The 19,967-nt window shown below is 66.9% G+C and carries 25 protein-coding genes; 12 read left to right on the top strand and 13 right to left on the bottom strand.

What is annotated here, in order from left to right:
- Nucleotides 1–26 precede the first annotated feature (26 nt).
- From QM019_RS04180 to QM019_RS04170, 3 genes are read right to left on the bottom strand one after another with little or no spacing between them, the layout of a single operon-like run.
- Nucleotides 27–620, bottom strand: a complete 594-nt coding sequence (locus tag QM019_RS04180; RefSeq protein WP_282851977.1) for an energy-coupling factor transporter transmembrane component T family protein — start codon at nt 618–620, stop codon at nt 27–29.
- Complete coding sequence (locus QM019_RS04175) at nt 617–1,309, bottom strand: energy-coupling factor ABC transporter ATP-binding protein (protein WP_282851976.1); 693 nt, start codon at nt 1,307–1,309, stop codon at nt 617–619. Before QM019_RS04175 ends, QM019_RS04180 begins: the two co-directional genes overlap by 4 nt.
- On the bottom strand, nt 1,306–1,896 hold the full coding sequence (locus tag QM019_RS04170) for a biotin transporter BioY (protein ID WP_125105912.1): 591 nt from the start codon (nt 1,894–1,896) through the stop codon (nt 1,306–1,308). The genes QM019_RS04175 and QM019_RS04170 overlap by 4 nt, the downstream gene beginning before the upstream one ends.
- A gap of 54 nt (nt 1,897–1,950) precedes the next feature.
- Between QM019_RS04170 and QM019_RS04165 the strand changes: the two genes are divergently transcribed.
- Genes QM019_RS04165 through QM019_RS04155 form a run of 3 tightly spaced genes read left to right on the top strand, consistent with a single transcriptional unit; the run spans nt 1,951 to nt 5,078 of the window.
- Nucleotides 1,951–2,523, top strand: a complete 573-nt coding sequence (locus tag QM019_RS04165) for a TetR/AcrR family transcriptional regulator (RefSeq protein ID WP_125105913.1) — start codon at nt 1,951–1,953, stop codon at nt 2,521–2,523.
- A gap of 3 nt (nt 2,524–2,526) precedes the next feature.
- Nucleotides 2,527–3,477: an EamA family transporter gene (locus QM019_RS04160; RefSeq protein ID WP_282851975.1), complete on the top strand. Its 951-nt coding sequence runs from the start codon at nt 2,527–2,529 to the stop codon at nt 3,475–3,477.
- Complete coding sequence (locus QM019_RS04155; RefSeq protein WP_282851974.1) at nt 3,477–5,078, top strand: ABC-F family ATP-binding cassette domain-containing protein; 1,602 nt, start codon at nt 3,477–3,479, stop codon at nt 5,076–5,078. Before QM019_RS04160 ends, QM019_RS04155 begins: the two co-directional genes overlap by 1 nt.
- 7 nt (nt 5,079–5,085) lie before the next feature.
- Here the strand turns inward: QM019_RS04155 and QM019_RS04150 are convergent, their stop codons facing one another.
- From QM019_RS04150 to QM019_RS04140, 3 genes are read right to left on the bottom strand one after another with little or no spacing between them, the layout of a single operon-like run.
- Nucleotides 5,086–5,964, bottom strand: a complete 879-nt coding sequence (locus QM019_RS04150; RefSeq protein ID WP_282824395.1) for an SURF1 family cytochrome oxidase biogenesis protein — start codon at nt 5,962–5,964, stop codon at nt 5,086–5,088.
- Nucleotides 5,961–6,233, bottom strand: a complete 273-nt coding sequence (locus tag QM019_RS04145; RefSeq protein WP_282824393.1) for a hypothetical protein — start codon at nt 6,231–6,233, stop codon at nt 5,961–5,963. Before QM019_RS04145 ends, QM019_RS04150 begins: the two co-directional genes overlap by 4 nt.
- Nucleotides 6,230–6,514, bottom strand: a complete 285-nt coding sequence (locus QM019_RS04140; protein WP_282824392.1) for a DUF3099 domain-containing protein — start codon at nt 6,512–6,514, stop codon at nt 6,230–6,232. Before QM019_RS04140 ends, QM019_RS04145 begins: the two co-directional genes overlap by 4 nt.
- A gap of 117 nt (nt 6,515–6,631) precedes the next feature.
- Between QM019_RS04140 and QM019_RS04135 the strand changes: the two genes are divergently transcribed.
- Nucleotides 6,632–7,345 carry a beta-ketoacyl-ACP reductase gene (locus tag QM019_RS04135; RefSeq protein WP_125105918.1) on the top strand — a complete coding sequence of 238 codons (714 nt, stop codon included), beginning with the start codon at nt 6,632–6,634 and terminating at the stop codon, nt 7,343–7,345.
- Between the two features lie 13 nt (nt 7,346–7,358).
- Here the strand turns inward: QM019_RS04135 and serB are convergent, their stop codons facing one another.
- Both serB and glgC read right to left on the bottom strand, forming a co-directional pair.
- Nucleotides 7,359–8,057 (bottom strand): phosphoserine phosphatase SerB, encoded by a 699-nt coding sequence (serB, locus tag QM019_RS04130; protein ID WP_282824391.1) that lies wholly within the window; start codon nt 8,055–8,057, stop codon nt 7,359–7,361.
- On the bottom strand, nt 8,054–9,301 hold the full coding sequence (gene glgC / locus QM019_RS04125; RefSeq protein ID WP_282824390.1) for a glucose-1-phosphate adenylyltransferase: 1,248 nt from the start codon (nt 9,299–9,301) through the stop codon (nt 8,054–8,056). The genes serB and glgC overlap by 4 nt, the downstream gene beginning before the upstream one ends.
- A gap of 61 nt (nt 9,302–9,362) precedes the next feature.
- Here glgC and glgA point away from each other — a divergent pair, with 61 nt between their 5' ends.
- From glgA to QM019_RS04110, 3 genes are all read left to right on the top strand, one after another.
- Complete coding sequence (gene glgA, locus QM019_RS04120) at nt 9,363–10,550, top strand: glycogen synthase (RefSeq protein WP_282824389.1); 1,188 nt, start codon at nt 9,363–9,365, stop codon at nt 10,548–10,550.
- A gap of 18 nt (nt 10,551–10,568) precedes the next feature.
- Nucleotides 10,569–11,354 (top strand): ABC transporter ATP-binding protein, encoded by a 786-nt coding sequence (locus QM019_RS04115; protein ID WP_125105922.1) that lies wholly within the window; start codon nt 10,569–10,571, stop codon nt 11,352–11,354.
- A gap of 97 nt (nt 11,355–11,451) precedes the next feature.
- Nucleotides 11,452–11,709 carry a type B 50S ribosomal protein L31 gene (locus tag QM019_RS04110; RefSeq protein WP_125105923.1) on the top strand — a complete coding sequence of 86 codons (258 nt, stop codon included), beginning with the start codon at nt 11,452–11,454 and terminating at the stop codon, nt 11,707–11,709.
- A 72-nt stretch (nt 11,710–11,781) separates the two neighbouring features.
- Here QM019_RS04110 and QM019_RS04105 read toward each other — a convergent pair whose 3' ends face one another.
- Nucleotides 11,782–12,468 (bottom strand): exonuclease domain-containing protein, encoded by a 687-nt coding sequence (locus QM019_RS04105; RefSeq protein ID WP_282824388.1) that lies wholly within the window; start codon nt 12,466–12,468, stop codon nt 11,782–11,784.
- A gap of 51 nt (nt 12,469–12,519) precedes the next feature.
- On the opposite strand from QM019_RS04105, the gene QM019_RS04100 reads away from it, so the two are divergent.
- Entirely contained in the window at nt 12,520–13,419 is a 900-nt protein-coding gene (locus QM019_RS04100) for an alpha/beta fold hydrolase (protein WP_282824387.1), read from the top strand.
- Complete coding sequence (locus tag QM019_RS04095) at nt 13,412–14,116, top strand: SDR family oxidoreductase (protein ID WP_282824386.1); 705 nt, start codon at nt 13,412–13,414, stop codon at nt 14,114–14,116. The genes QM019_RS04100 and QM019_RS04095 overlap by 8 nt, the downstream gene beginning before the upstream one ends.
- On the opposite strand, the gene QM019_RS04090 is transcribed toward QM019_RS04095, so the two are convergent.
- On the bottom strand, nt 14,100–14,948 hold the full coding sequence (locus QM019_RS04090) for a Sir2 family NAD-dependent protein deacetylase (protein ID WP_282824385.1): 849 nt from the start codon (nt 14,946–14,948) through the stop codon (nt 14,100–14,102). The genes QM019_RS04095 and QM019_RS04090 overlap by 17 nt on opposite strands.
- A 57-nt stretch (nt 14,949–15,005) precedes the next feature.
- Between QM019_RS04090 and QM019_RS04085 the strand changes: the two genes are divergently transcribed.
- Nucleotides 15,006–15,812, top strand: a complete 807-nt coding sequence (locus QM019_RS04085; protein ID WP_282851973.1) for a TrmH family RNA methyltransferase — start codon at nt 15,006–15,008, stop codon at nt 15,810–15,812.
- A 33-nt stretch (nt 15,813–15,845) separates the two neighbouring features.
- A complete protein-coding gene (locus tag QM019_RS04080) occupies nt 15,846–17,648 on the top strand; it encodes a DEAD/DEAH box helicase (RefSeq protein ID WP_282851972.1) in 1,803 nt (600 codons plus the stop codon).
- Here the strand turns inward: QM019_RS04080 and QM019_RS04075 are convergent.
- The 3 genes from QM019_RS04075 to QM019_RS04065 form a co-directional block, all read right to left on the bottom strand.
- Nucleotides 17,620–18,300 (bottom strand): DedA family protein, encoded by a 681-nt coding sequence (locus tag QM019_RS04075; protein ID WP_282851971.1) that lies wholly within the window; start codon nt 18,298–18,300, stop codon nt 17,620–17,622. The genes QM019_RS04080 and QM019_RS04075 overlap by 29 nt on opposite strands.
- 71 nt (nt 18,301–18,371) lie before the next feature.
- Nucleotides 18,372–18,803, bottom strand: a complete 432-nt coding sequence (locus QM019_RS04070; protein ID WP_282824381.1) for a VOC family protein — start codon at nt 18,801–18,803, stop codon at nt 18,372–18,374.
- 104 nt (nt 18,804–18,907) lie between these two features.
- Nucleotides 18,908–19,309 (bottom strand): hypothetical protein, encoded by a 402-nt coding sequence (locus tag QM019_RS04065; protein WP_282851970.1) that lies wholly within the window; start codon nt 19,307–19,309, stop codon nt 18,908–18,910.
- A gap of 105 nt (nt 19,310–19,414) precedes the next feature.
- Between QM019_RS04065 and QM019_RS04060 the strand changes: the two genes are divergently transcribed.
- On the top strand, nt 19,415–19,966 hold the full coding sequence (locus QM019_RS04060; RefSeq protein WP_282851968.1) for an ankyrin repeat domain-containing protein: 552 nt from the start codon (nt 19,415–19,417) through the stop codon (nt 19,964–19,966).
- Nucleotide 19,967 lies beyond the last annotated feature (1 nt).

The raw sequence follows: 19,967 nt of genomic DNA, 5'->3' as shown, positions 1-19,967 counted from the left end.
CACTTCGGTGCCGGGCCCCGCTCGCGTTAGTCGAGCCCGCGCGCCCGGAGCGCGTCGGTGAGCTCATCCGCGTGCTGCAGCGTCAACACGAGCAGCGGGAACAGGATGCCCGGCGACGTGCCGCGGCGGCCGCGCGCGATGAGCGCCTCCCGCAGCTGCGCGGCGAGCGTCGCAATGAGTGGCACCGTCGAAATGGTGAGCGAGAGCAGAAGCGCAATGCGATCCGGTCGCACGCCGAGAGGACGCAGGGGACGGAGCCCAGTCTCGAGCGCGTCGAGCAGCTCGGTCATGCGCGTCGTGCTCGTGACGAGCCCGGCGAGCGACACCACGATGACGACCCTTGCGGTGTTCGTGATCGCGAGTTGCCACGGCAGGAAGATGAACTGCGGCACGAGCATGATGACGAGGAGCCAGCGCAGGCCCCACAGCTGGCGCCTTAGCGCGACGGGACCGACGCTGAGCAAGAAGGCCGTGATCGTCACGAGTGCCGCTGAGGTCAGGACCTTCCAGTCACCGCCCCACACCGACAGCACGAGCGTCGCGAGCATGAGTCCGAGCAGCTTGCTCCACGCCGGCGCGCGATGCAGCAGGCTCGTGCCGGGCACGAAGAGCGAGATCACGCGACGCTCGCCCGGTAGCGCGCGATGATGTCGGCGGGCCGGCCGATCGACGCGACTCGCGCATCCTGCACCCACACGAGCACATCGCAGCGCTCGGCGAGTTCGAGGTCGTGGGTGACGAGCACGAGCTGATGGGGGAGAGCGGGGTCGAGCAACAGCTCGGCGATGCGCGATCGATTGCGCAGGTCGAGCAGCGCTGTCGGCTCGTCGGCAATCACGAGGCCTGGCTCGGTGGCGAGCACCGCGGCCACGGCGAGCAACTGCTGCTGGCCGCTCGAGAGCGAGTGGGCGGGTGCATCCGCGAGCTCGCTCAGCCCGACCGAGTCGAGCGTCGCGTCGACCTTCGCGGCGATCTCGGCGCGCGAGAGCTTGCGACCGCGAAACGAGAACGCGAGGTCCTCCCGCACCGTCGGCATAATCACCTGGGCCGCCGGGTTGGGGAAGACGAACCCGGTCTGCGCGCGCACCTTGGCGCCCTCACGCGCCGGATTCCGGCCGTGCACGTGCACCTCGCCGCTCGTCGCCGTGACGAGGCCGTTGAGCAGGCGCGCGAGGGTGGACTTGCCTGAGCCGTTCTCGCCGACGACGGCGATGCGATGCTCATCGAGCGTCAACGTGACGTCGTCGAGGGCAACGCGGCCCTCGCGCACGACGCGCACGCGGTCGAAGCGAAGCTCACGATCGGTCACGCGGCGTCTCGCTGGGGCCACGCGAACGCGCGGGGGTAGGCGCGCCACAGAGCCAGTGTGATGACGGTGGCAATCGCGACCTTGATGAGGTCGCCGGGCACAAAGACGAGGCTCGAGAGCAGGGTCTCCCACAGGCCGAGGCCGGTGATGAGCGACTGCAGCGGAATGCCGACGGCGTAGACGGCGAGCATGCCGCCGACGAGGCAGCCGAGCGCGACGCGCCACCATTGCGGCTTCGAGGCACCGGCGCGAACGATGACGCCCACGAGGAACGCGCCGACGAGCCAACCGAGTAGGTAGCCGACCGAGGGAGCCACGAAGACGCCGAGTCCGCCACGTCCTCCCGCGAGCAGCGGCAGGCCGAGCGCGACGAGCGCGAGCACGGTGAGCACGCTCGCGGCACCTCGCCACGAGCCGAGCACTGCGCCGGCGAGCATGACGCCAAGGGTCTGTGCCGTAATCGGTACCGCGCCGCCGAGCATGATCGTGCCCGGCAAGCCAAGCACCGCGATGAGGGCCGCCATCACGGCAATCCTGGCGAGGTCGGTGGTGGTGGTGGCGGGCTGCCGCACTGCAACGTCGGTCATGTTTGTCCTTGTCGATCGCTTCCTGAACGGTGTTCAGGCTATACGATAGTGCGGATGAGCCCGAACGCAACTTCTGAATCGTCGCGCACTCGCAACACGCGCGACGATGTCGTATCGACGGCGATGCGGATGCTCGCGAGAGGCGGCTTGCCCGCATTCAGCATGCGGGCGCTGGCGCGCGAGCTCGAGGTGCAGCCGAGCGCGCTGTACTGGCACTTCGCGGACAAACAGTCGTTGCTTGCGGCGATCGCCGACGAAATCGTTGCCTCGATGCCGGAACGACAGGCGGGGGAGACGCTGACGGAAGCGGCCGCGGCCCTGCGCAGTGCGCTGCTTGCGCACATGGACGGCGCGGAAATCCTGCTTTCGTCGATCTCGCTCGGCCTCGCCGACGACGTGGCGCTCGTGCGCCTGCAACTCGCCGGGGAGGATTGCGGTCTCTCGCGGGCGGCGGCCGAGGAACTCGCGAGCACCGCGCTTCACTTCGTACTCGGCTACGTGTCGCACGAACAGCAGCGCGCGCAGGCCGCGGCCGCTGGCGTGGCGGTGCGACCGCATCCGCTTGCTGCGGGCGACGCGAGCTTCGCGGCCGGCCTTGCGCGCCTTGACCCCGAAATGGAGGCGTAGGCCGTGCGGACAGGGCTGCTCATGCTGCTCATCTCGACGTTCTCGGTGCAGTTCGGCTCGGCATTCGCCAGCCTGCTCGTCGACTCGTCTGATCCGGCGACCGCGAACCTGTTCCGGGCGCTCATCGCGGCTGTCGCCATGGGGCTCATTGTGCGACCGAAGCCGTGGAAGTGGACTTGGTCGCAGCTTCGTCCGGCACTGCTGCTCGGTGTCGTGCTGTTCGGGATGACCTCGACGTTCTATCTGTCGATCGAGCGGTTGCCGATCGGCGTCGCGGTGTCGATCGAGTTCCTTGGCCCACTTCTGCTGTCTGCCTTGCTCTCGCGCCGTGTGTGGGACTTCGTGTGGATCGGCGTGGCCCTCTGCGGCATCGCGATCATGGGCATCGAATCGGCGTTGGCCGCCGACCACCTCGACCTCTGGGGCATCGTGCTCGCCGCGACGGCGGGCGTCTTTTGGGCCCTCTACATTCTTGCGGCCGCTCGAGTGGGTGAGGTGACCGAGGGCCAGGGCGGCCTGGCCGTGGCCTTTGCCGTGACGGCGTTGCTCGCGCTGCCGTTTGGGTTCGGGAGCGTGGCCACCGTAATCAGCGACGTGCACCTGCTCGGGCTCGCGTTATTGGTGGGCGTCCTCGCGGCGATCATTCCCTACACCTTCGAGTTCCTCGCGCTGAAACGGGTGCCGAAACGAGTATTCGGCGTGCTCATGAGCGTCGAACCTGCCATCGCCACGTTCACCGGGTGGCTCATCCTCGACCAGACCGCGAGCGCCTGGCGACTCGGCGCAATTGCGCTCGTGGTGATCGCGAGCGTGGGAATCACGATGGGGGCGCGTAAGATCGTGGAGGTTGACCTGCCGGCACGCGATCTTCACACGGGAACGATCGAGCTTCCCATCGCCCCGTCCCAGGTCGACGAACAACACTTGCCGAAGCGAAATGAGGATGCCGAGTAGTGCTTGCCGTTCAGGATCTCGAGATCACCGTCGGGGCGCGGACGCTCATGAGCGACGTGAATTTCCGCGTGCAGCCGGGCGACAAGATCGGCCTCGTCGGGCGCAACGGTGCGGGCAAGACCACCCTGACCAAGGTGCTCGCCGGCTGGTCGCTACCGAGCGACGGCAAGGTCGACCGCTCGGGTGAGCTCGGCTACCTGCCGCAGGATCCCCGCACCGGCGACCCGACGCAGACCGCCCGCAACCGCATCCTGGATGCGCGCGGGCTCGGCTCAGTGCGGCAGCGACTCGCCGAGGCGGCCACCGCGATGGCCGAGGCGATGACCGACGCGGAGCAGGACAAGGCGATGCGCCGCTACTCGCGGCTTGACGACGAGTTTGTGACGCTCGGCGGTTATGCGGCGGAGAGCGAGGCCGCGGCGATCGCGTCGAACCTGAACCTGCCCGACCGCATCCTCGACCAAGAACTCGAGACGCTCTCGGGTGGCCAGCGACGGCGCATCGAGCTCGCGCGCATCCTGTTCTCGGATGCCGAGACGATGATTCTCGACGAGCCAACGAACCACCTCGACCTCGACTCGGTCGTGTGGCTGCGCGAGTTTCTCAAGACCTACCGCGGCGGGCTCATCGTGATTTCGCACGACGTGGAGCTCGTGGGCGAGACGGTGAACCGCGTGTTCTACCTCGACGCGAATCGGCAGATGATCGACGTTTACAACATGGGCTGGAAGCAGTACCTGCGCCAGCGCGAGGCCGACGAGGAACGCCGCAAGAAGGAGCGCGCGAACATCGAAAAGAAGGCGTCCGTGTTGCAGCAGCAGGCCGCCCGCTTCGGCGCCAAGGCCACGAAGGCAGCGGCGGCGCACCAGATGCAGCGCCGCGCCGAACGGATGCTCGGCTCGCTCGAAGAGGTGCGCCAAGCCGACCGCGTGGCGAAGCTGCGGTTCCCGACGCCGGCCCCTGTCGGCAAGACGCCGATCAAGGCCGAAGGCCTGTCGAAGTCGTACGGCTCGCTCGAGATCTTCACGAGCGTCGACCTTGCGATCGATCGCGGCTCACGCGTCGTCGTGCTCGGCCTCAACGGCGCCGGCAAGACGACGCTCCTGCGCATCCTCGCCGGCGTCGATGCGCCCGACACCGGCGAGATCATCGCAGGCCACGGCTTGCGTGTCGGCTACTACGCGCAGGAGCACGAGACCCTTGACGTCGCGCGCTCCGTACTGCAGAACATGGTGTCGGTGTCGCAGCACCTCACCGAGACCGAGGCGCGCAAGGTGCTCGGCTCGTTCCTGTTCTCGGGCGACGACGTGCACAAGCCCGCGGGCGTGCTCTCGGGAGGCGAGAAGACTCGCCTCGCGCTCGCCATGCTCGTCGTTTCGAGCGCGAACGTGCTGCTGCTCGATGAGCCGACGAACAACCTCGACCCCGCCTCGCGCGAGGAGATTCTCGACGCGCTCGCCCACTACGAGGGCTCAGTCGTGCTTGTGTCGCACGACGAGGGTGCCGTCGAGGCCCTCAACCCCGAGCGTGTGCTGATCATGCCCGAGGCGATCGAAGACCACTGGAACCCGGAGTACTTCGAGCTCATCGAGATGGACTAGGCCCCGCCTACTCGTCGAGCAGTTCGTCTTCGATTTCGGCGTCGGTCTTGCGGCCGCGGCTGCGGCGCCGTTCCTCGGCGCGGGCGCTGGCGGCGAGCACGCGCGGGTCATCCTCGTTGCGCTCCTTGAACTCCTCGCGTAGGCCATAGACGAGGCCCACGGCCGCGATCACCGCGAAGATGATCCACTGTAAGGCGTAGCTGAGGTGGTTGCCCTCGGTGAGTTCGGGCTTTGGCGTGAGTTTGCCGGTCTGCGCGGCGACCGACTCGCTGCGCAGGAGGCCGTAGGCGCCCGTGTAGGTGCGGTCGGTACCGAGTGACTCGGCGAAGGTTGGTAGGTAGATCGTCGCGATTTGGCCCTCGGGCGCGGTGCGACCCGGGATCTGCCGCTCGCCGGGCTTCAACCTCGCTGTCACAGTGAGTTCGCCGGTTGGCGCCTCGGGTACGGAGTCGGGGGAGTCCTGTTCGTTTCCGGTGGGGACCCAGCCGCGGTCGACGATGAACACCTCGCCCGAGGTCGTCTCGAACGGGGTGAGGATCTCGAAGCCAGGCTGGCCGTCGAACGGGCGGGCGCGGGCGAGCAACTCGTCATCGGTCAGGTAGTGCCCGGTCATTTCAACGACCGTCCACTCCTGATTCGGGTCGTAGGCGTCGAGCGTCAACAGCACCTCGTCGAGGGGCTGGGGGTCGGCGTCGAAGTGTGCGGTGACGAGGTCGTTCTCGGCGATCTTCTCGTCGCGGCGTTCGAATTGCCATTGTGAGAGGAATCCGCAGGCGATTGCAAACACGATGAGCAGAATGAAATAGCTGAGCCAGCGTCGGCTCAGCAAGAACTTCCATCCCTGTCGCGTGTTGGATTTCGAGGGTCGAGTGCCAGTTTGGGTCACTCGATGGGCTCCTCGTTGACGGGGTCATCAATGCGGGCAAGGCGTACCGGGAAGCGGCGCGACTCGAGGAAGCCGAGGAGGAAATCGAGGTGCTCGTCGCAGGCGACCCAGATCTTCACGCGGTCGGCGTCGTGGATGCGCGGGTTGCGCCACTCGATGCGGTGCACGGCCGGTGCGTCGCACTGGGCGCGGGAGCACTGGGGCCGTTCGTCCTTCGACCCGAGGAAGCCACGGAGGCGGCTGCGCAGGTCAAACTCACCGCTGCTCATTCCGTCTCCTTTGCCGAGCGGAGGATAATCGCCCCCGCATCAGGAGATTCTACCCCTCGCTGTCGCCGGGCGCGAACGTGGTTCGCGAGCGCGACGGCGATCATGGGCAGGAAGATCGCGCCGAGAGCGAGCACCCAGAGTAGTGGGCCTCGCACCACGATCATGAGCAGGAAGCAGGCCGTGCGAATCGCCATAGTGAGCATGTACTGGCGCAGGCGCGCCTTGCGCTCTTCTTCTTCACTCATCGTCATCGAGGTGACGTTGGTGACTTTGGCGTTCATGGTTCCCAAGATTCGTCTCGCGGTGGCTGCTTCAAGCGTACCCCCGGGGCGACCGTAGGATAGGGGAACGGGGCGTGTCTGCGACGCCGATATTCCGATCCCTTCCTGAGGAGCAACATGACGACCCAGCGCACCGTTCTCGTGACCGGCGGAAACCGCGGCATCGGCCGAGCGATCGCCGAGGAGTTTCTCGCCGCGGGACACCGGGTGGCCGTGACGTCGCGCTCCGGCGAGGGCGGGCCCGAGGGTGCACTCACCGTTGCTGCCGACGTGACCGACGGCGCGTCGATCGACGCCGCCTTCACCCAGATTGAGGCCGAGTACGGGCCTGTCGAGGTGCTCGTCGCGAACGCGGGCATCACCAAGGACACCCTGCTGCTGCGCATGAGCGAGGACGACTTCGCGGACGTCATCGACACGAACCTCACCGGTGCGTTCCGCGTCATCAAGCGCGCGACGAAGGGCCTTCTGCGGGCGAAGTGGGGCCGCGTCGTGCTGATCTCGTCGGTCGTCGGCCTCTACGGCTCGCCTGGCCAGATCAACTACGCCGCTTCGAAGGCGGGCCTCGTCGGCATTGCGCGCTCGCTCACTCGTGAGCTCGGCAGCCGCGGCATCACCGCGAACGTCGTCGCGCCCGGCTTCATCGAGACTGAGATGACCGCAGTACTGCCGGAGGCCACGCAGAAGCAGTACCTCTCGACGATTCCTGCGGGGCGCTTCGGTGAGGTCAGCGAAATCGCAAAGACCGTGCGATGGCTCGCGGGTGACGATGCCGGCTATATTTCGGGGGCCGTGATCCCGGTCGACGGTGGCCTCGGCATGGGCCACTAGGCCCGCGCGGCGCTCAGCCGCGCAGACCCAGCAGCGCGAGTAACTGGGTCATGTCGCGGCCGGGCAACGACACCGCTGCCTCCTGGCGCACGATGGGCTTCGCGTCGAAGGCGACCGAGAGCCCAGCGATTTCCATCATCCCGAGGTCGTTCGCACCATCGCCGACGGTGATCACGCGTTCCATGGGCACGTCGAGCGACTGTGACCAGCTGCGCACGGTGTGCTGCTTGGCCTGGCGGCCGATGATCGCGCCCGACACCTCGCCGGTGAGGTCGCCGTCCTCGGTGACCTCGAAGCGGTTTGCCCGCCAAAGGTCAAGGCCGAGCTCCTCCGCGAGTGGGTCGAGTACCTCGTGGAAGCCGCCCGAGACGGCGCCGACGCGACCACCAGCCGCGTGGATGGCGGAAATGGTCTCGGGCACCCCGCGGGTGACGCGGATGCGCTCCCGCACTCGTGAAATTTGGTCGAGCGAGATGCCTCGCAACAGGGCAACCCGCTCGCGCAGGCTGCCGTCAAAGTCGAGCTCGCCGCGCATGGCGCGCTCGGTGACCTCAGCCACCTGGTCGCGCACCTCCGCGTAGTCGGCGATGAGCTCGATGACCTCATCCTCAATCAGCGTCGAATCCACGTCGAAGACGACGAGGAAGCGGGCGCCCGCGGTGACGCGGCCCGAGCCGTGAACGGGGGAGAGGGTGAGGTCAGAGATGCTCATCGTTCGACGATACCGTTCTTCGGCACGACGGTCAGACCCGACTCGGTGACCGTGAAACCGCGGGCGCGGTCGTGCTCGCGGTCGATGCCGATCGTGGCGCCGGCACGCACGACGACGTTCTTGTCGAGGATGGCGGAGCGCACCTGCGCGCCCGGCTCAATGGTGACGCGGTCGAAGGTGATCGAGTCGACGACGAGCGCGCCTGACTGCACCTTGGTCCAGGCGCCGAGTACCGAACGCTCAACGTGCGCGCCCGAAATGACCGAGCCGAGCGAGATGATCGAGTCGATCATCGTGCCTGTCGAACCCCGCGCATCCCGCACGAACTTCGCCGGCGGCGAGTTGAGCGTCTGCGAGATGATCGGCCACTCCTCGTTATAGAGGTTGAAGACCGGCAGCGTCTGGATGAGGTCCATGTGCGCGTCGTAGAAGGAGTCGATCGTACCGACGTCGCGCCAGTAGTCGCGGTCGCGCGGGGTCGAGCCCGGCACGTCGTTCTGAATGAAGTCGTAGACGCCGCAGTCGTTCTGGGTGACGAAGGCGGGGATGATGTCGCCTCCCATGTCGTGCTTCGAGGCGTCGAGGTTTGCGTCGGACATGACCGCGTCGACGAGTTTGTCGGCGTCGAAGACGTAGTTGCCCATCGACGCGAGAATCTCGCCCGGGCTGTCGGGCAGACCGTTCGTTGATTCTGGTTTCTCGAGGAATTCGCGAATGTGGGCGGGGTTGTCGGGGTCGACATCGATGACGCCAAAGGCGGTGGACATCTCGATGGGCTGGCGGATGGCGGCGACCGTGGCGCCGAGGCCCGACTCGATGTGCTGGTCGATCATCTGCGAGAAGTCCATGCGATACACGTGGTCGGCACCGACGACGACGACGATATCGGGCTTCTCATCCTGAATGAGGTTGAGCGACTGGTAGATGGCGTCGGCAGACCCCGAGAACCAGTGCTTTCCGCGGCGCTGCTGCGCCGGAACACTCGAGACATACGAGCCCAAGATCGCTGGCAGGCGCCAGGTCTGCGACATGTGGCGGTCAAGCGAGTGCGACTTGTACTGCGTCAGCACCACGATCTGCTGGAGTCCGGAATTCACCAGGTTGGAGATAGCGAAGTCGATGAGTCGATACTGCCCGGCGAACGGCACCGCCGGCTTGGCGCGGTCGGCCGTGAGCGGCATCAACCGCTTGCCCTCGCCACCAGCGAGCACAATTCCGAATATTTTCTTCTGCCCCTTTGCCATGTTTCACACTCTAGGGCGAACAGATTAATGAAGTTGTATCTTTCCCTTCTAATGTGTAACCATGCGCGTCGATGTCATCACCCGTGAATACCCACCGCACGTCTACGGAGGAGCGGGGGTGCACGTCACCGAGCTCGTTCGAGCCATGCGAGCGGACGCCGACGTTCGCGTCCGTTGCTTCGGCCAGCCGGTCGAGGAGCCCGGCACGACCGGGTACGAGGTGCCCGACGACCTGGCGAAGGCGAACGCCGCGCTCGGCTTTCTCGCCGGCGACCTGCGCATCGCGAACGACACCGAGGGTGCCGACGTCGTGCATTCGCACACCTGGTACGCGAATCAGGCAGGCAACATTGCGAAGCTGCTCCACGGCATCCCGCACGTCATCTCGGCACACTCGCTCGAGCCCCTGCGTCCGTGGAAGGCCGAGCAGCTCGGCGGCGGCTACCGCCTCTCGAGCTGGATGGAGCGTGACGCGTACGCGAATGCCGACCGCATCATCGCCGTCTCGAACGGGATGCGCGCGGACATTCTGCGCAGTTACCCGCAGCTTGACCCCGACAAGGTGGTCACCATTTACAACGGCATCGACACCGAGCAGTGGCGGCCGGTGCACGACGAGGCCGTCGTGCGCGAGCTTGGCATCGACCCCGACGCGCCGACGCTGATTTTTGTTGGCCGAATCACACGACAGAAGGGCCTGCCCTACCTGCTGCGCGCGATCCGCGAACTGCCGGCGGAGGTGCAGGTTGTGCTCTGCGCCGGCGCGCCCGACACGCCGGAGATCGAGCGCGAGGTGCGCGAGCTCGTCGGCGAGCTGCAGCAGGAGCGCACGGGGGTGCATTGGATCGAAGAGCACCTGCCCAGGCCGAAGCTGCAGGCGCTGCTGACCTCGGCCGATGTATTCGTGTGCCCCTCGATCTATGAGCCGCTCGGTATCGTCAACCTCGAGGCGATGGCGTGCGGCACCGCGGTCGTCGGTTCGGGCACCGGTGGCATCCCCGAGGTCGTGCAGGACGGCGTGACCGGCACGATCGTGCCGATCGACCAGGAGCAAGACGGCACCGGCACGCCGAAGGACGCCGACAAGTACGTCGCCGACCTCGCCGCGGCCTTGACCGAGCTCCTCCGCAACCCCGAACTCGCGAAGGAGTACGGTCAGGCGGGCCGCGAGCGAGTGGAGCGGGAATTCACGTGGACACAGATTGGTGCGCAGACACTCGAGCTGTACCGCAGCATCCTGGCCGACTGAGCCGATACCCTGAATGTCATGACCGACGTCGTGAAATTCGAGAACGTCCGCGTGCGCCGCGGTGGCCGCAACATTCTAGATATCGCCGAATGGCGCGTCGGTGAAACCGACCGGTGGGTGGTGCTCGGCCCGAACGGCGCCGGCAAGTCGACGCTGCTCGGCCTCGCCTCGTCGAACCTGCACCCGACCACCGGCACCGTTGAGGTGCTGGGGGAGCGGCTCGGTCGCACCGACGTCTTTGAGCTGCGCCCGCGCATCGGCATCGCCGGCTCGGAGATGGCCAAGCGCATTCCCGACAACGAGACGGTGCGCAATGCGGTCATGACCGCCATCTACGCCGTCACCGGCCGCTGGAATGAGCAGTACGACGAGATCGACGACGCGCAGGCGAACGACGTGCTCGCGCAGTGGCAGCTCGAGGGGCTCGCCGACCGCGAGTTCGGCACGCTGTCGGACGGGGAGCGCAAGCGCACGCTCATCGCGCGGGCCGTCATGAGTGACCCTGAGCTGCTGTTGCTCGACGAGCCGAGTGCCGCCCTCGATCTCGGGGCACGCGAGCGCCTGCTTGCATCGCTGTCGGAGTATGCCCAGAGCGAGTTCGCGCCGGCAATCATCATGGTCACGCACCACGTCGAGGAGATCCCGACCGGGGTGACGCACGCGCTGCTGCTGCGCGACGGTCAGATCGTGGCCGCTGGTCCCATCGGTGAGACGCTCACGTCGGCGAGCCTCGAGGCTACCTTCGGCCTTCCGCTCGAACTGGTTCAGCAACACGGTCGATTCAACGCGCGTGCTATCGCGTAACCGGCGAACCACATGCTAGGCTTGCTGCTTGGCTTGCCCGCCCTGTCGGTTGCGGGCACTTAATCTTGCATATCCACTTGTCGAAGAAGGAACCGCGATGAAGACAGACATCCACCCGGACTACCACTACGTGGTGTTCAACGACCTCGCTTCGGGTGAGAAGTTCATCACCCGTTCGACGGTGACCAGCGAAAAGACCATCGAGTGGGAAGACGGCAACACCTACCCGGTCGTTGACGTCGAAATCTCGAGCGCCTCGCACCCGTTCTACACCGGTAAGCAGCGCATCATGGACTCGGCCGGTCGCGTCGAGAAGTTCAAGAACCGCTACGCGAAGTTCGGCAAGAAGGCCTAAGGCCCGACGCCAACTGGCAACGAGGCGGATGCTCCTTCCGGAGCATCCGCCTCGTTCGCGTTTCCGAGTGCGTTAGACGCGAACGGGCCAGCCGCGGTCGGCGGTGAAGTTCGGGTCGCGCTGGCGGCGCATGTACGACTCGAAGTCGGCGGCCTGCTCGTCGTGCCAGCGCACCTGCGCGTCGAAGAGCTCGGCGAGGGGCACATCCACCTCGTTCGGGAACTTGCGGGCGATCGCGATGGCGACGAGGCCGGCCGCCACCGCATCCGCCGAGGCGTCGTGCGCGTCGAAGAGCTCGACGCCGTATGCCTCAGCCGTGGTGCCGAGCTTGCGGCCACCCTTGCGGTAGCGATCGACCTGCTTGTCGATGATGAGCGGGTCGACCACGACCTTGCCGAGCTCGGGCATCGCGAGCTGGTGGCGGGCGCACTCGGCCGCGAGCAGCGAGAGGTCGTAGGGCGCGTTGTAGACGACGAGCGGGATGTTGTTGCGCACGATCCACTCGAGCGACGCGATGATTTTCTGCAGCACCTGCGGCGCGGGCTCGCCCTCGGCCTGCGCCATCTCGGTGGTGATGCCGTGCACGGCCACCGCGGGCTCCGGAATCTCGACGCCGGGGTTCGCGAGCCAGTCGGTACCCCGCTCGAGCTCGCCTTCGGCGTTGAGCATGCCGATGAAGGCGGTCACGATCCGCGCCTCGAGTGGGTTCGTTCCGGTGGTCTCGGTGTCGAACACGGCGACGCGATTCGTCCAGCTCATGGTGCCTCGGCTTCAGATCGGAGGGATGTGGGTCGCCTACACTCTTCCACGATGCGGCCGAATAACCCCCTGGAACACAAGCTCGAGCAGATCCGGACTCGCCGGATCGATGTCGACGTCGCGGGCACGCGCACTGCGGTGTGGTTGTACGGCCCGCCCGACGCCGACGATACCGTCGTGCTCGTGCACGGCTTTCGTGGCACCCACCACGGGCTACTCAACCTCGTCGCGCTTCTGCCTGACGTACGCTTCATTGCGCCCGACCTGCCGGGTTTCGGTGAGTCGGGGGAGTTCGCGGGCGAGCACACGCTCGACGCGTACGCGGCGTGGCTCGCGGAACTGCTCGAGGTCGTCGACGCCGAGGCGCGCGCCGTGGTGCTCGGTCACTCGTTCGGCTCGCTGGTTGTCGCCCGCAACGTGGCGGCGCTCGGCGACCGCCGCATCGTGCTCGTCAATCCCATCTCCGAGAACGCGCTCTCGGGCCCCGAGCGCATCCCCACCGCCGTTGCCGTGGGCTATTACCGGCTCGGCGCGGCCCTGCCTGAGGCCGCGGGCAGCGTGCTGCTCAAGTCGCCGCTCATCACGCGGGTGATGAGCGAGGTGATGGCCGTGACGCGGTCGCGAGCCCTGCGCGCGTGGATTCATGACGAGCACGAGCGGCACTTCTCTGACTTCACGAGCCGGCGTGCCCTGCTCGAGGCCTTCCGCGCCTCGGTCAGCGACGATGTCATCAGCCACGCGGCCGAGTTCCCCGAGGGCGTGCACCTCGTCGCCGGCGAGCGTGACCGCATCGCGCCGCCCTCTGGTAGCGAGCGGCTCCACGAGGCGATGGCGGGTTCGACACTGCACGTTATCGAAGGCGTCGGCCACCTGGTTCACTACGAAACCCCGACCGCGCTCGCGCGGATACTCGCCGGCTTTCTTGCCGAGAAAGGTGCCCAGCATGACTGAGTCCACCCGGTCGTTGCCCGAACGCGTCGCCATCGTCGGCGGTCATGGCAAGATCGCGCTCGCCCTCACCAAGCTGCTCGTCGCCGACGGCGTCGAGGTGCGATCGCTCGTGCGCAATGCCGACCACGCGGCCGAACTCGAGGCGCTCGGCGCGATTCCCGTCGTCTGCGACATCGAGTCGGCGTCGGCGAACGAGCTCGCCGACGCGTTCGACCACTCGGATGCGGTGGTGTTTGCCGCGGGTGCTGGCCCCGGTTCGGGCGCCGAGCGCAAGAGGACGGTTGACCGCGACGGCTCGATCAAGTCGGCCGAGGCGGCGATTCTCTCGGGTGCCATGCGCTTCGTGCAGATCAGCTTCATGGGCGCTGAGCAGCCGAGCCAGAGCGACGATGAAGTGTTCGCCGCGTACTGGGACGCGAAGCGGGAGGCCGACCAGGCACTTCGCCGGGTCGCGCTCGACTGGACCATCGTGAAGCCCGGCGGCCTCACGGACGAACCGGCGACGGGGCGCGGGCTCGTCTCGTTCGGGCCGATCGATCGCGGTGGGAAGACTCGGCGGGCCGACGTTGCGGCGTTGATCCGACTCGCCCTCGCCGATAGCCGCACGGTGTGGAAGGACATCTGTCTCGTCGAGGGCGACGCCCCGCTCGCTGACGCGATCGACGCGGCCGTCGCGGCGGCTACGCCGCAGGCGTAGCGATGCCGAGCAGCTCCGCGACGCGCTCGAGCACCGCCGAGGTGCTGCCGTCGACGCGGAACTGGGCCAGCGCATCCACCGGGGTTGCGCCGCGATTCACGAGCATCACGGGTTTGCCCTGGCGGCGCGCGCGGTGCACCATCTTCACGCCCGTGTTGACCACGAGCGAGGTGCCGACCACGAGCAGCGCGTCGGCCCGGTTCATGAGCTGTGTCGCCGCGCGGTTGTTCTCGGCGCTAACGAAGTTGCCAAACATGACGACGTCGGGCGCCATCGCACCGCCGCACTCAAGGCAGCGGGGCAGTACGAAGGTGTCGACGAGTTCTTCGGCGATCGCGGCGTCGCCGTCTGGCCCCTCTGTGACGCGCTCGTCGGCGAGCCACGGGTTGTCGGCGCGGATGCGCGCGAGCAGCGAGTCGGCGGTTTCGACATGGCGGTGGGGCAGGCAGTGCACCGTGCGCAGGTGCCCGTGCAGCTCGATCACGTGCTTCGAACCGGCTCGACGGTGCAGGCTATCGACGTTCTGGGTTGCGATGCCGACAACGTAGCCGCCGGCCTCGAGCGCGGCGAGCGCGAGGTGACCGGCATTCGGCTCGAAGCGGCCCATCCGCCGCCAGCCCTTGGCCGCGCCCGACCAGTAGCGCCGCTGCGCCGCCTCCGACTCGAGGAATTGCTGCCACGTCATCGGGTTGCGCTTCGGCGCGCCGGGGGAGCGATAGTCGGGGATGCCCGAGTCGGTTGAGATACCGGCACCCGTCAGCACGGCGGCGGGCTGTGTCGCGAGGATCTCCGCGATCTCTTCGGCCCCCGCGGCCTCGTAGGGAGCGATCACCGGATACCTCCGCGGTCGGTCGACGCCTCTGGCCGCGGAAAGTGGCAAACTTGCTCGGTGCGCATTCTCCCCATCACTTCTCTCGAACATCCGGACCTGCAAGACTATTCGCGTCTCACTGATGTTGCCCTGCGCCGCAAGCTCGAGCCGGCCGGTGGGCTCTACATGGCCGAGTCAGAAAAGGTCGTGGCGCGCGCGGTCGCTGCGGGGCACGTGCCGCGGTCGATGCTGCTGCAAGAGAAGTTTCTGCCGCAGGCCGAGCGGCTGCTCGTCGACCACCCCGACACTCCAGTGTTCGTCGGCAGCGAAGAGCTGCTCGAGCAGCTGACGGGATATCGGATGCACCGGGGCGTGCTGGCGGCCATGCACCGGCCCGAGCTGCCGTCGGCCGCGTCGGTGCTCGAGAACGCGAAGACGGTGCTCGTGCTCGAGGACATCGTCGACCACACAAACGTCGGTGCGGCGTTTCGCAATGCGGCGGGCCTCGGCGCCGACGCCGTCCTCGTGACCGAGCGCTGCGCCGACCCGCTCTACCGGCGCAGTGTGCGCGTGTCGATGGGCACCGTGCTGCAGGTGCCGTGGACCCGGCTGCCGAGCTGGCAGGAGAGTCGGGAGCTGTTCCACGAGCACGGCTTCGAGATCGCCGGGCTCGCCCTCGATGAGTACGCCGCGCCGCTGCAGGATTACGCGCGTGAGCGGCCCGAGCGGGTCGCGTTGCTGCTCGGCACCGAGGGCGACGGACTCACCCGACGCGCGCTGGAGGCGGCCGACCGCACCGTCATCATCCCGATGCTGCACGGCGTCGACTCGCTCAACGTCGCCGCGACCAGTGCCGTTGCGCTCTACGCGTTACTGAACGACTAAGCCATGTCGGAGGTGAGTCGTATGGTGGATCAGATGTCTGAATCACAGCGTGCTGGAGCACAGGTGGGCCTGTATGCGGCTGAGCACCTGTCGCCGTCGTATCCGCAGCGCGCGCCCTGGGGTACGGCGGGTAACTTGCGTGCCTGGCAGCAGGAAGCGCTGCAGACCTACTTCGAGAAGGAGCCGAAGGACTTCCTCGCATCGGCCACCCCGGGCGCCGGTAAGACGACCTTCGCGCTTCGCCTCGCGGCAGAGCTGCTGCACGCGGGCACCGTCAACCGCATCATCGTCGTCGCTCCGACCGACCACCTGAAGACCCAGTGGGCGGCGTCGGCGGCGCGGGCGGGCATCCGACTCGACCCGAAGTTCTCGAACAGCCAGCGCACCTATTCGCGCGAGTATCACGGCATCGCGGTCACCTACGCGCAGGTGTCGATGAAGCCGTACGTGCACGAGTACCTCTGTTCGTCGGCGCGCACGCTCGTGATTCTCGACGAGGTGCACCACGGTGGCGACAACCTCTCGTGGGGTGATGGCCTGCGTGACGCCTTCGAGCACGCCGAGCGGCGGCTCTCGCTGACGGGTACGCCGTTCCGTTCCGACACCGCGCCCATCCCGTTCGTGCGCTACGTGCCCGACGACGACGGCATCCGCGTGTCGAAGGCCGATTACACCTACGGCTACGGGCGAGCGCTCCGCGACGGCGTCGTGCGCCCCGTGCTCTTCATGACGTACGCGGGCAGCATGCGCTGGCGCGACACCTCGGGCGAGGAAATGTCGGCTGGTCTCGCCGACGACAACACGAAGGACATCGTCTCGCAGGCCTGGCGCACGGCGCTCGACCCCGAGGGCGACTGGATGCAGCAAGTGCTCAAGGCCGCCGACCAGCGGCTGAGTGAGGTGCGGCTCGAGGTGCCCGATGCCGGCGGGCTAGTGATCGCGACCGACCACCAGTCCGCCCGCGGCTACGCGGCCCTGCTCGAGCACATCACCGGCCAGAAGCCCGCCGTGATCCTCAGCGATGACCCCGGCGCATCTGCCCGGATCGAGTCGTTCTCTGACTCAGACGAGCGGTGGATGGTCGCCGTGCGCATGGTGTCGGAGGGCGTCGACGTTCCCCGACTGTCGGTCGGCGTGTACGCCACGAGCTCGTCCACGCCGCTGTTCTTCGCTCAGGCCATCGGGCGCTTCGTGCGCGCCCGTCGCCGGGGCGAAACCGCGAGCGTGTTCATCCCCTCGGTCCCAAAGCTCGCGTCGCTCGCCGAGGCGCTCGAACTCGAGCGTGACCACGCGCTCGACCGACGCGAGGGCAACGGCGACGCCGAGGTCGACGGCATGACCGAGGAGGAGCGCGAGCTCGCTGCGGCCGAGGCCGAAGATCGTGCGAGCGAGGAACTCACGAAGTTCAAGTTCACGGCGATCTCGTCGGAGGCGCAGTTCGAGCGGGTTGTCTACGACGGGGGCGACTATGGCTACAGCGCCGAGGTCGGGTCGCTCGAGGAACTCGAGTACCTTGGGCTGCCGGGCATCCTCAACCACGACGAGGTTGCCCAGGTGCTCGAGTCGCGGGCACAGAAGCAGACGCGCATTCAGGATGCGCGGGCCCGCAATGAGGTGCACGACGGCCACCAGACGGTGCAGCCGCTGCATCGCAGCCTCAAGGAGCAGCGCACGCTGCTCAATTCGCTCGTCGGGCTCTACGCCCGGCAATCACACATGCCGCACGGCAAGGTGCACGGCGAGCTGCGGCGCATCTGCGGTGGCCCGGCCGTGGGCCAGGCCACCTCGCACCAGATTCAGCAGCGCATCAACGAGCTTCGTCGCCGTCTGCACTAGCGCGGCGCTGGCGTGCCTGCTTGCGCAGCTTGTAGAACACATAGAGTGCGATGAGGATGAGCACGATGGCGATGACGGCGTACTGGAACCAGCCGGCCGCCTCCTCGAGCACGTGCCAGTTGCTGCCGAGCAGGTAGCCGCCGTAGACGAAGATCGTGTTCCAAATGCCCGAGCCGAGCAGCGTGAAGATGCCGAAGCGCCACCATGACATGCGCTCGACGCCGGCCGGCAGCGAGATGAGCGATCGGAAGATGGGGATCATCCGCCCGAAGAAGACGGTCCAGTAACCGTACTTGTTGAACCACTTGATGGTCGCGTCGATCTCGTCGCGGTCGACTAGCGGGAGGCACGAGAGCAGCCTGACGGTGCGGTCGTGGCCGAGCCACGCGCCGAGCCCGTAGAGGCAGTAGGCGCCGGCGACCGAGCCGATCGTGGCCCAGATGAGGGCCTCGACCCAAGTGAAGGTGCCGTCGGCAGAGGCTGCACTGAAGCCGGCGAGCGGCAGAATCACCTCAGAGGGGATGGGCGGGAAGAGATTCTCGGCCAGCACGAGCAGCCCGACGCCGAAGGCACCGAGGAAGTTCATGACGGCGACGGCCCAGTCACCGATGACGCCGAAGGCGCTGCCGGAGTCTGTAGCGGCCTGTTGCAAAGGGAAAAATAGATCGGGTCGCACCCGTCCAGCCTACGTGAGGCGGGACGTGCAACCCGAAGAGCCTGGCGCTAGTCGCTCTCGCCCGGGCCGATATTGAACATCCAGGAGATGCCGAACTTGTCGATCAGCGCGCCGTAGAGGTCGCCCCAGACCTGTCGTTCGAGCGGCATGATCACGTTACCGCCCGCGGCCAGGCCGTCGAAGTAGCCGCGGATTCGGTCCTCGTCGTCGCCCATGAGCGAGAGGTCGATGTTGTTGCCGGGCTGGTAGTCGTACGGGGCCATGCCCTCGAGGTGGTCGGCGGCGAAGAGCTGGATGAGGTCGGTCACCTCGAGGCTCGAGTGCATCACCTTGTCGGCGTGCTCGCTGTCGGCGGGCACTGCGTTGAACTCGCCGAAGGTCGAAAGGCGAGGCTCGACACCGAAGACCTGTCCGTAGAACTCCATCACCTCGCGGGTGTTGCCGGGGAAGTTGAGGTAAGGGTGAAGACCAGTAGCCATGATTCGCTCCTTGGTGATTCGGCCCGCGCTGGTCCGCGGGCACGCGGCCGAGCTTAAAAAGTGGCGCTGAACTCGGCCTGTGACTGGACCGGTGGTGTGGTTGGCTACGTTTTCCGCACCGTCTCGCCGGGCTTGAGCGGGCGCGCACGGATGGCCGACAGCGCTTCGTTATACGCCACGTTTGAATTCGCGCGCCAGTCATCGCGCAGCAGCCGATTCCAGAGCGTATCGCGGTTGAAGTCGGTTGCGTTGCCCTTGGGATAGACGAACCACACGGCGCGCAGCGGCGCGAGTGCCAGGATGTGCTGGTCGAGCGCAGCGTCGACGTCAGCGAGGGAGTTGGTGAAGAGCACCGCCACGTCGGCGTCGGCGAGGTCGGTGGCCTCGATCGTGTCGGCGGTGAGCTCCGGCGGGTGCGTCTGCGTCTCGGGCCAGACCCAGAGGCGAGTGCCGGGCTTGAGTTGCAGTTTCTTTTGGAGGGCGGCGTGGTCGGCTGTGGTGCTCATTTCGCTCCATCGCGTTGTGAGTGTGATTGCTTGGTTCAACCGTAGGCTGTTGGTGTTTTGTCCTGCCGATGCCGATGCCGATGCCGAGACCGGGGAGCGGAGCACATGGCGAGCGAAGTTCAAGAGCAACTCAAGACGCTGAGGGAAGGCACCCTGCCTGAGGTCCTCGCCTGGCTTGGTCCGGACGACGCGAAGTCGTGGCGAAGCCATGACCGCACGGCGCTTGCGTGCGCGCTGACGAATCGATCGACGGCAGATCGGCTCGAAATCGCGAACGCACTGCTCGACCGCGGCGCGGACGCGGGCTTTGTGTTGCAAGAGGACAACGTCGGGGCACTGCACCTGCTCTTCAGCCATTGGCCGCACGACTACGAGCCGGAGGCGGTTCTGACTGCGCGCCTGATCGAGCATGGCGCGGACGTGAACCTCGTCTCGCCTCGGTTCGGCTCGCCCTTGGCCCTGCTTGCGGCGACGTTTAAGTATCCAGACGAGACGTTCCAGCCGTTCTATTCGGCGCTGATCGACTCGAGCAAGCTCGACCTTGCTACGGTCGACAAGGGCGGCCGCTCGATGCTCGAGAACATCGAGAAGAAGACCCGTTTTCGTCAATCGCTGTATGACCAGTTGCTCGACTACCGGGCCAGGACTAGCTACTGAG

Source organism: Gulosibacter sediminis (assembly GCF_030011715.1).
In the GTDB taxonomy this organism is placed as follows: Bacteria; Actinomycetota; Actinomycetes; order Actinomycetales; family Microbacteriaceae; genus Gulosibacter; species Gulosibacter sediminis.
This window is presented reverse-complemented; position numbering and strand designations above follow the sequence as displayed.

What these genes read in the sequence shown, in the direction of transcription:
- QM019_RS04170 (WP_125105912.1), bottom strand. Translation starts at nt 1,896, where the DNA reads ATGACCGACGTTGCAGTGCGGCAGCCCGCCACCACCACCACCGACCTC.
- QM019_RS04165 (WP_125105913.1), top strand. Translation starts at nt 1,951, where the DNA reads ATGAGCCCGAACGCAACTTCTGAATCGTCGCGCACTCGCAACACGCGC.
- QM019_RS04145 (WP_282824393.1), bottom strand. Translation starts at nt 6,233, where the DNA reads ATGAGCAGCGGTGAGTTTGACCTGCGCAGCCGCCTCCGTGGCTTCCTC.
- QM019_RS04140 (WP_282824392.1), bottom strand. Translation starts at nt 6,514, where the DNA reads ATGAACGCCAAAGTCACCAACGTCACCTCGATGACGATGAGTGAAGAA.
- QM019_RS04135 (WP_125105918.1), top strand. Translation starts at nt 6,632, where the DNA reads ATGACGACCCAGCGCACCGTTCTCGTGACCGGCGGAAACCGCGGCATC.
- serB (WP_282824391.1), bottom strand. Translation starts at nt 8,057, where the DNA reads ATGAGCATCTCTGACCTCACCCTCTCCCCCGTTCACGGCTCGGGCCGC.
- glgC (WP_282824390.1), bottom strand. Translation starts at nt 9,301, where the DNA reads ATGGCAAAGGGGCAGAAGAAAATATTCGGAATTGTGCTCGCTGGTGGC.
- glgA (WP_282824389.1), top strand. Translation starts at nt 9,363, where the DNA reads ATGCGCGTCGATGTCATCACCCGTGAATACCCACCGCACGTCTACGGA.
- QM019_RS04115 (WP_125105922.1), top strand. Translation starts at nt 10,569, where the DNA reads ATGACCGACGTCGTGAAATTCGAGAACGTCCGCGTGCGCCGCGGTGGC.
- QM019_RS04110 (WP_125105923.1), top strand. Translation starts at nt 11,452, where the DNA reads ATGAAGACAGACATCCACCCGGACTACCACTACGTGGTGTTCAACGAC.
- QM019_RS04105 (WP_282824388.1), bottom strand. Translation starts at nt 12,468, where the DNA reads ATGAGCTGGACGAATCGCGTCGCCGTGTTCGACACCGAGACCACCGGA.
- QM019_RS04100 (WP_282824387.1), top strand. Translation starts at nt 12,520, where the DNA reads ATGCGGCCGAATAACCCCCTGGAACACAAGCTCGAGCAGATCCGGACT.
- QM019_RS04095 (WP_282824386.1), top strand. Translation starts at nt 13,412, where the DNA reads ATGACTGAGTCCACCCGGTCGTTGCCCGAACGCGTCGCCATCGTCGGC.
- QM019_RS04080 (WP_282851972.1), top strand. Translation starts at nt 15,846, where the DNA reads ATGTCTGAATCACAGCGTGCTGGAGCACAGGTGGGCCTGTATGCGGCT.
- QM019_RS04070 (WP_282824381.1), bottom strand. Translation starts at nt 18,803, where the DNA reads ATGGCTACTGGTCTTCACCCTTACCTCAACTTCCCCGGCAACACCCGC.
- QM019_RS04065 (WP_282851970.1), bottom strand. Translation starts at nt 19,309, where the DNA reads ATGAGCACCACAGCCGACCACGCCGCCCTCCAAAAGAAACTGCAACTC.
- QM019_RS04060 (WP_282851968.1), top strand. Translation starts at nt 19,415, where the DNA reads ATGGCGAGCGAAGTTCAAGAGCAACTCAAGACGCTGAGGGAAGGCACC.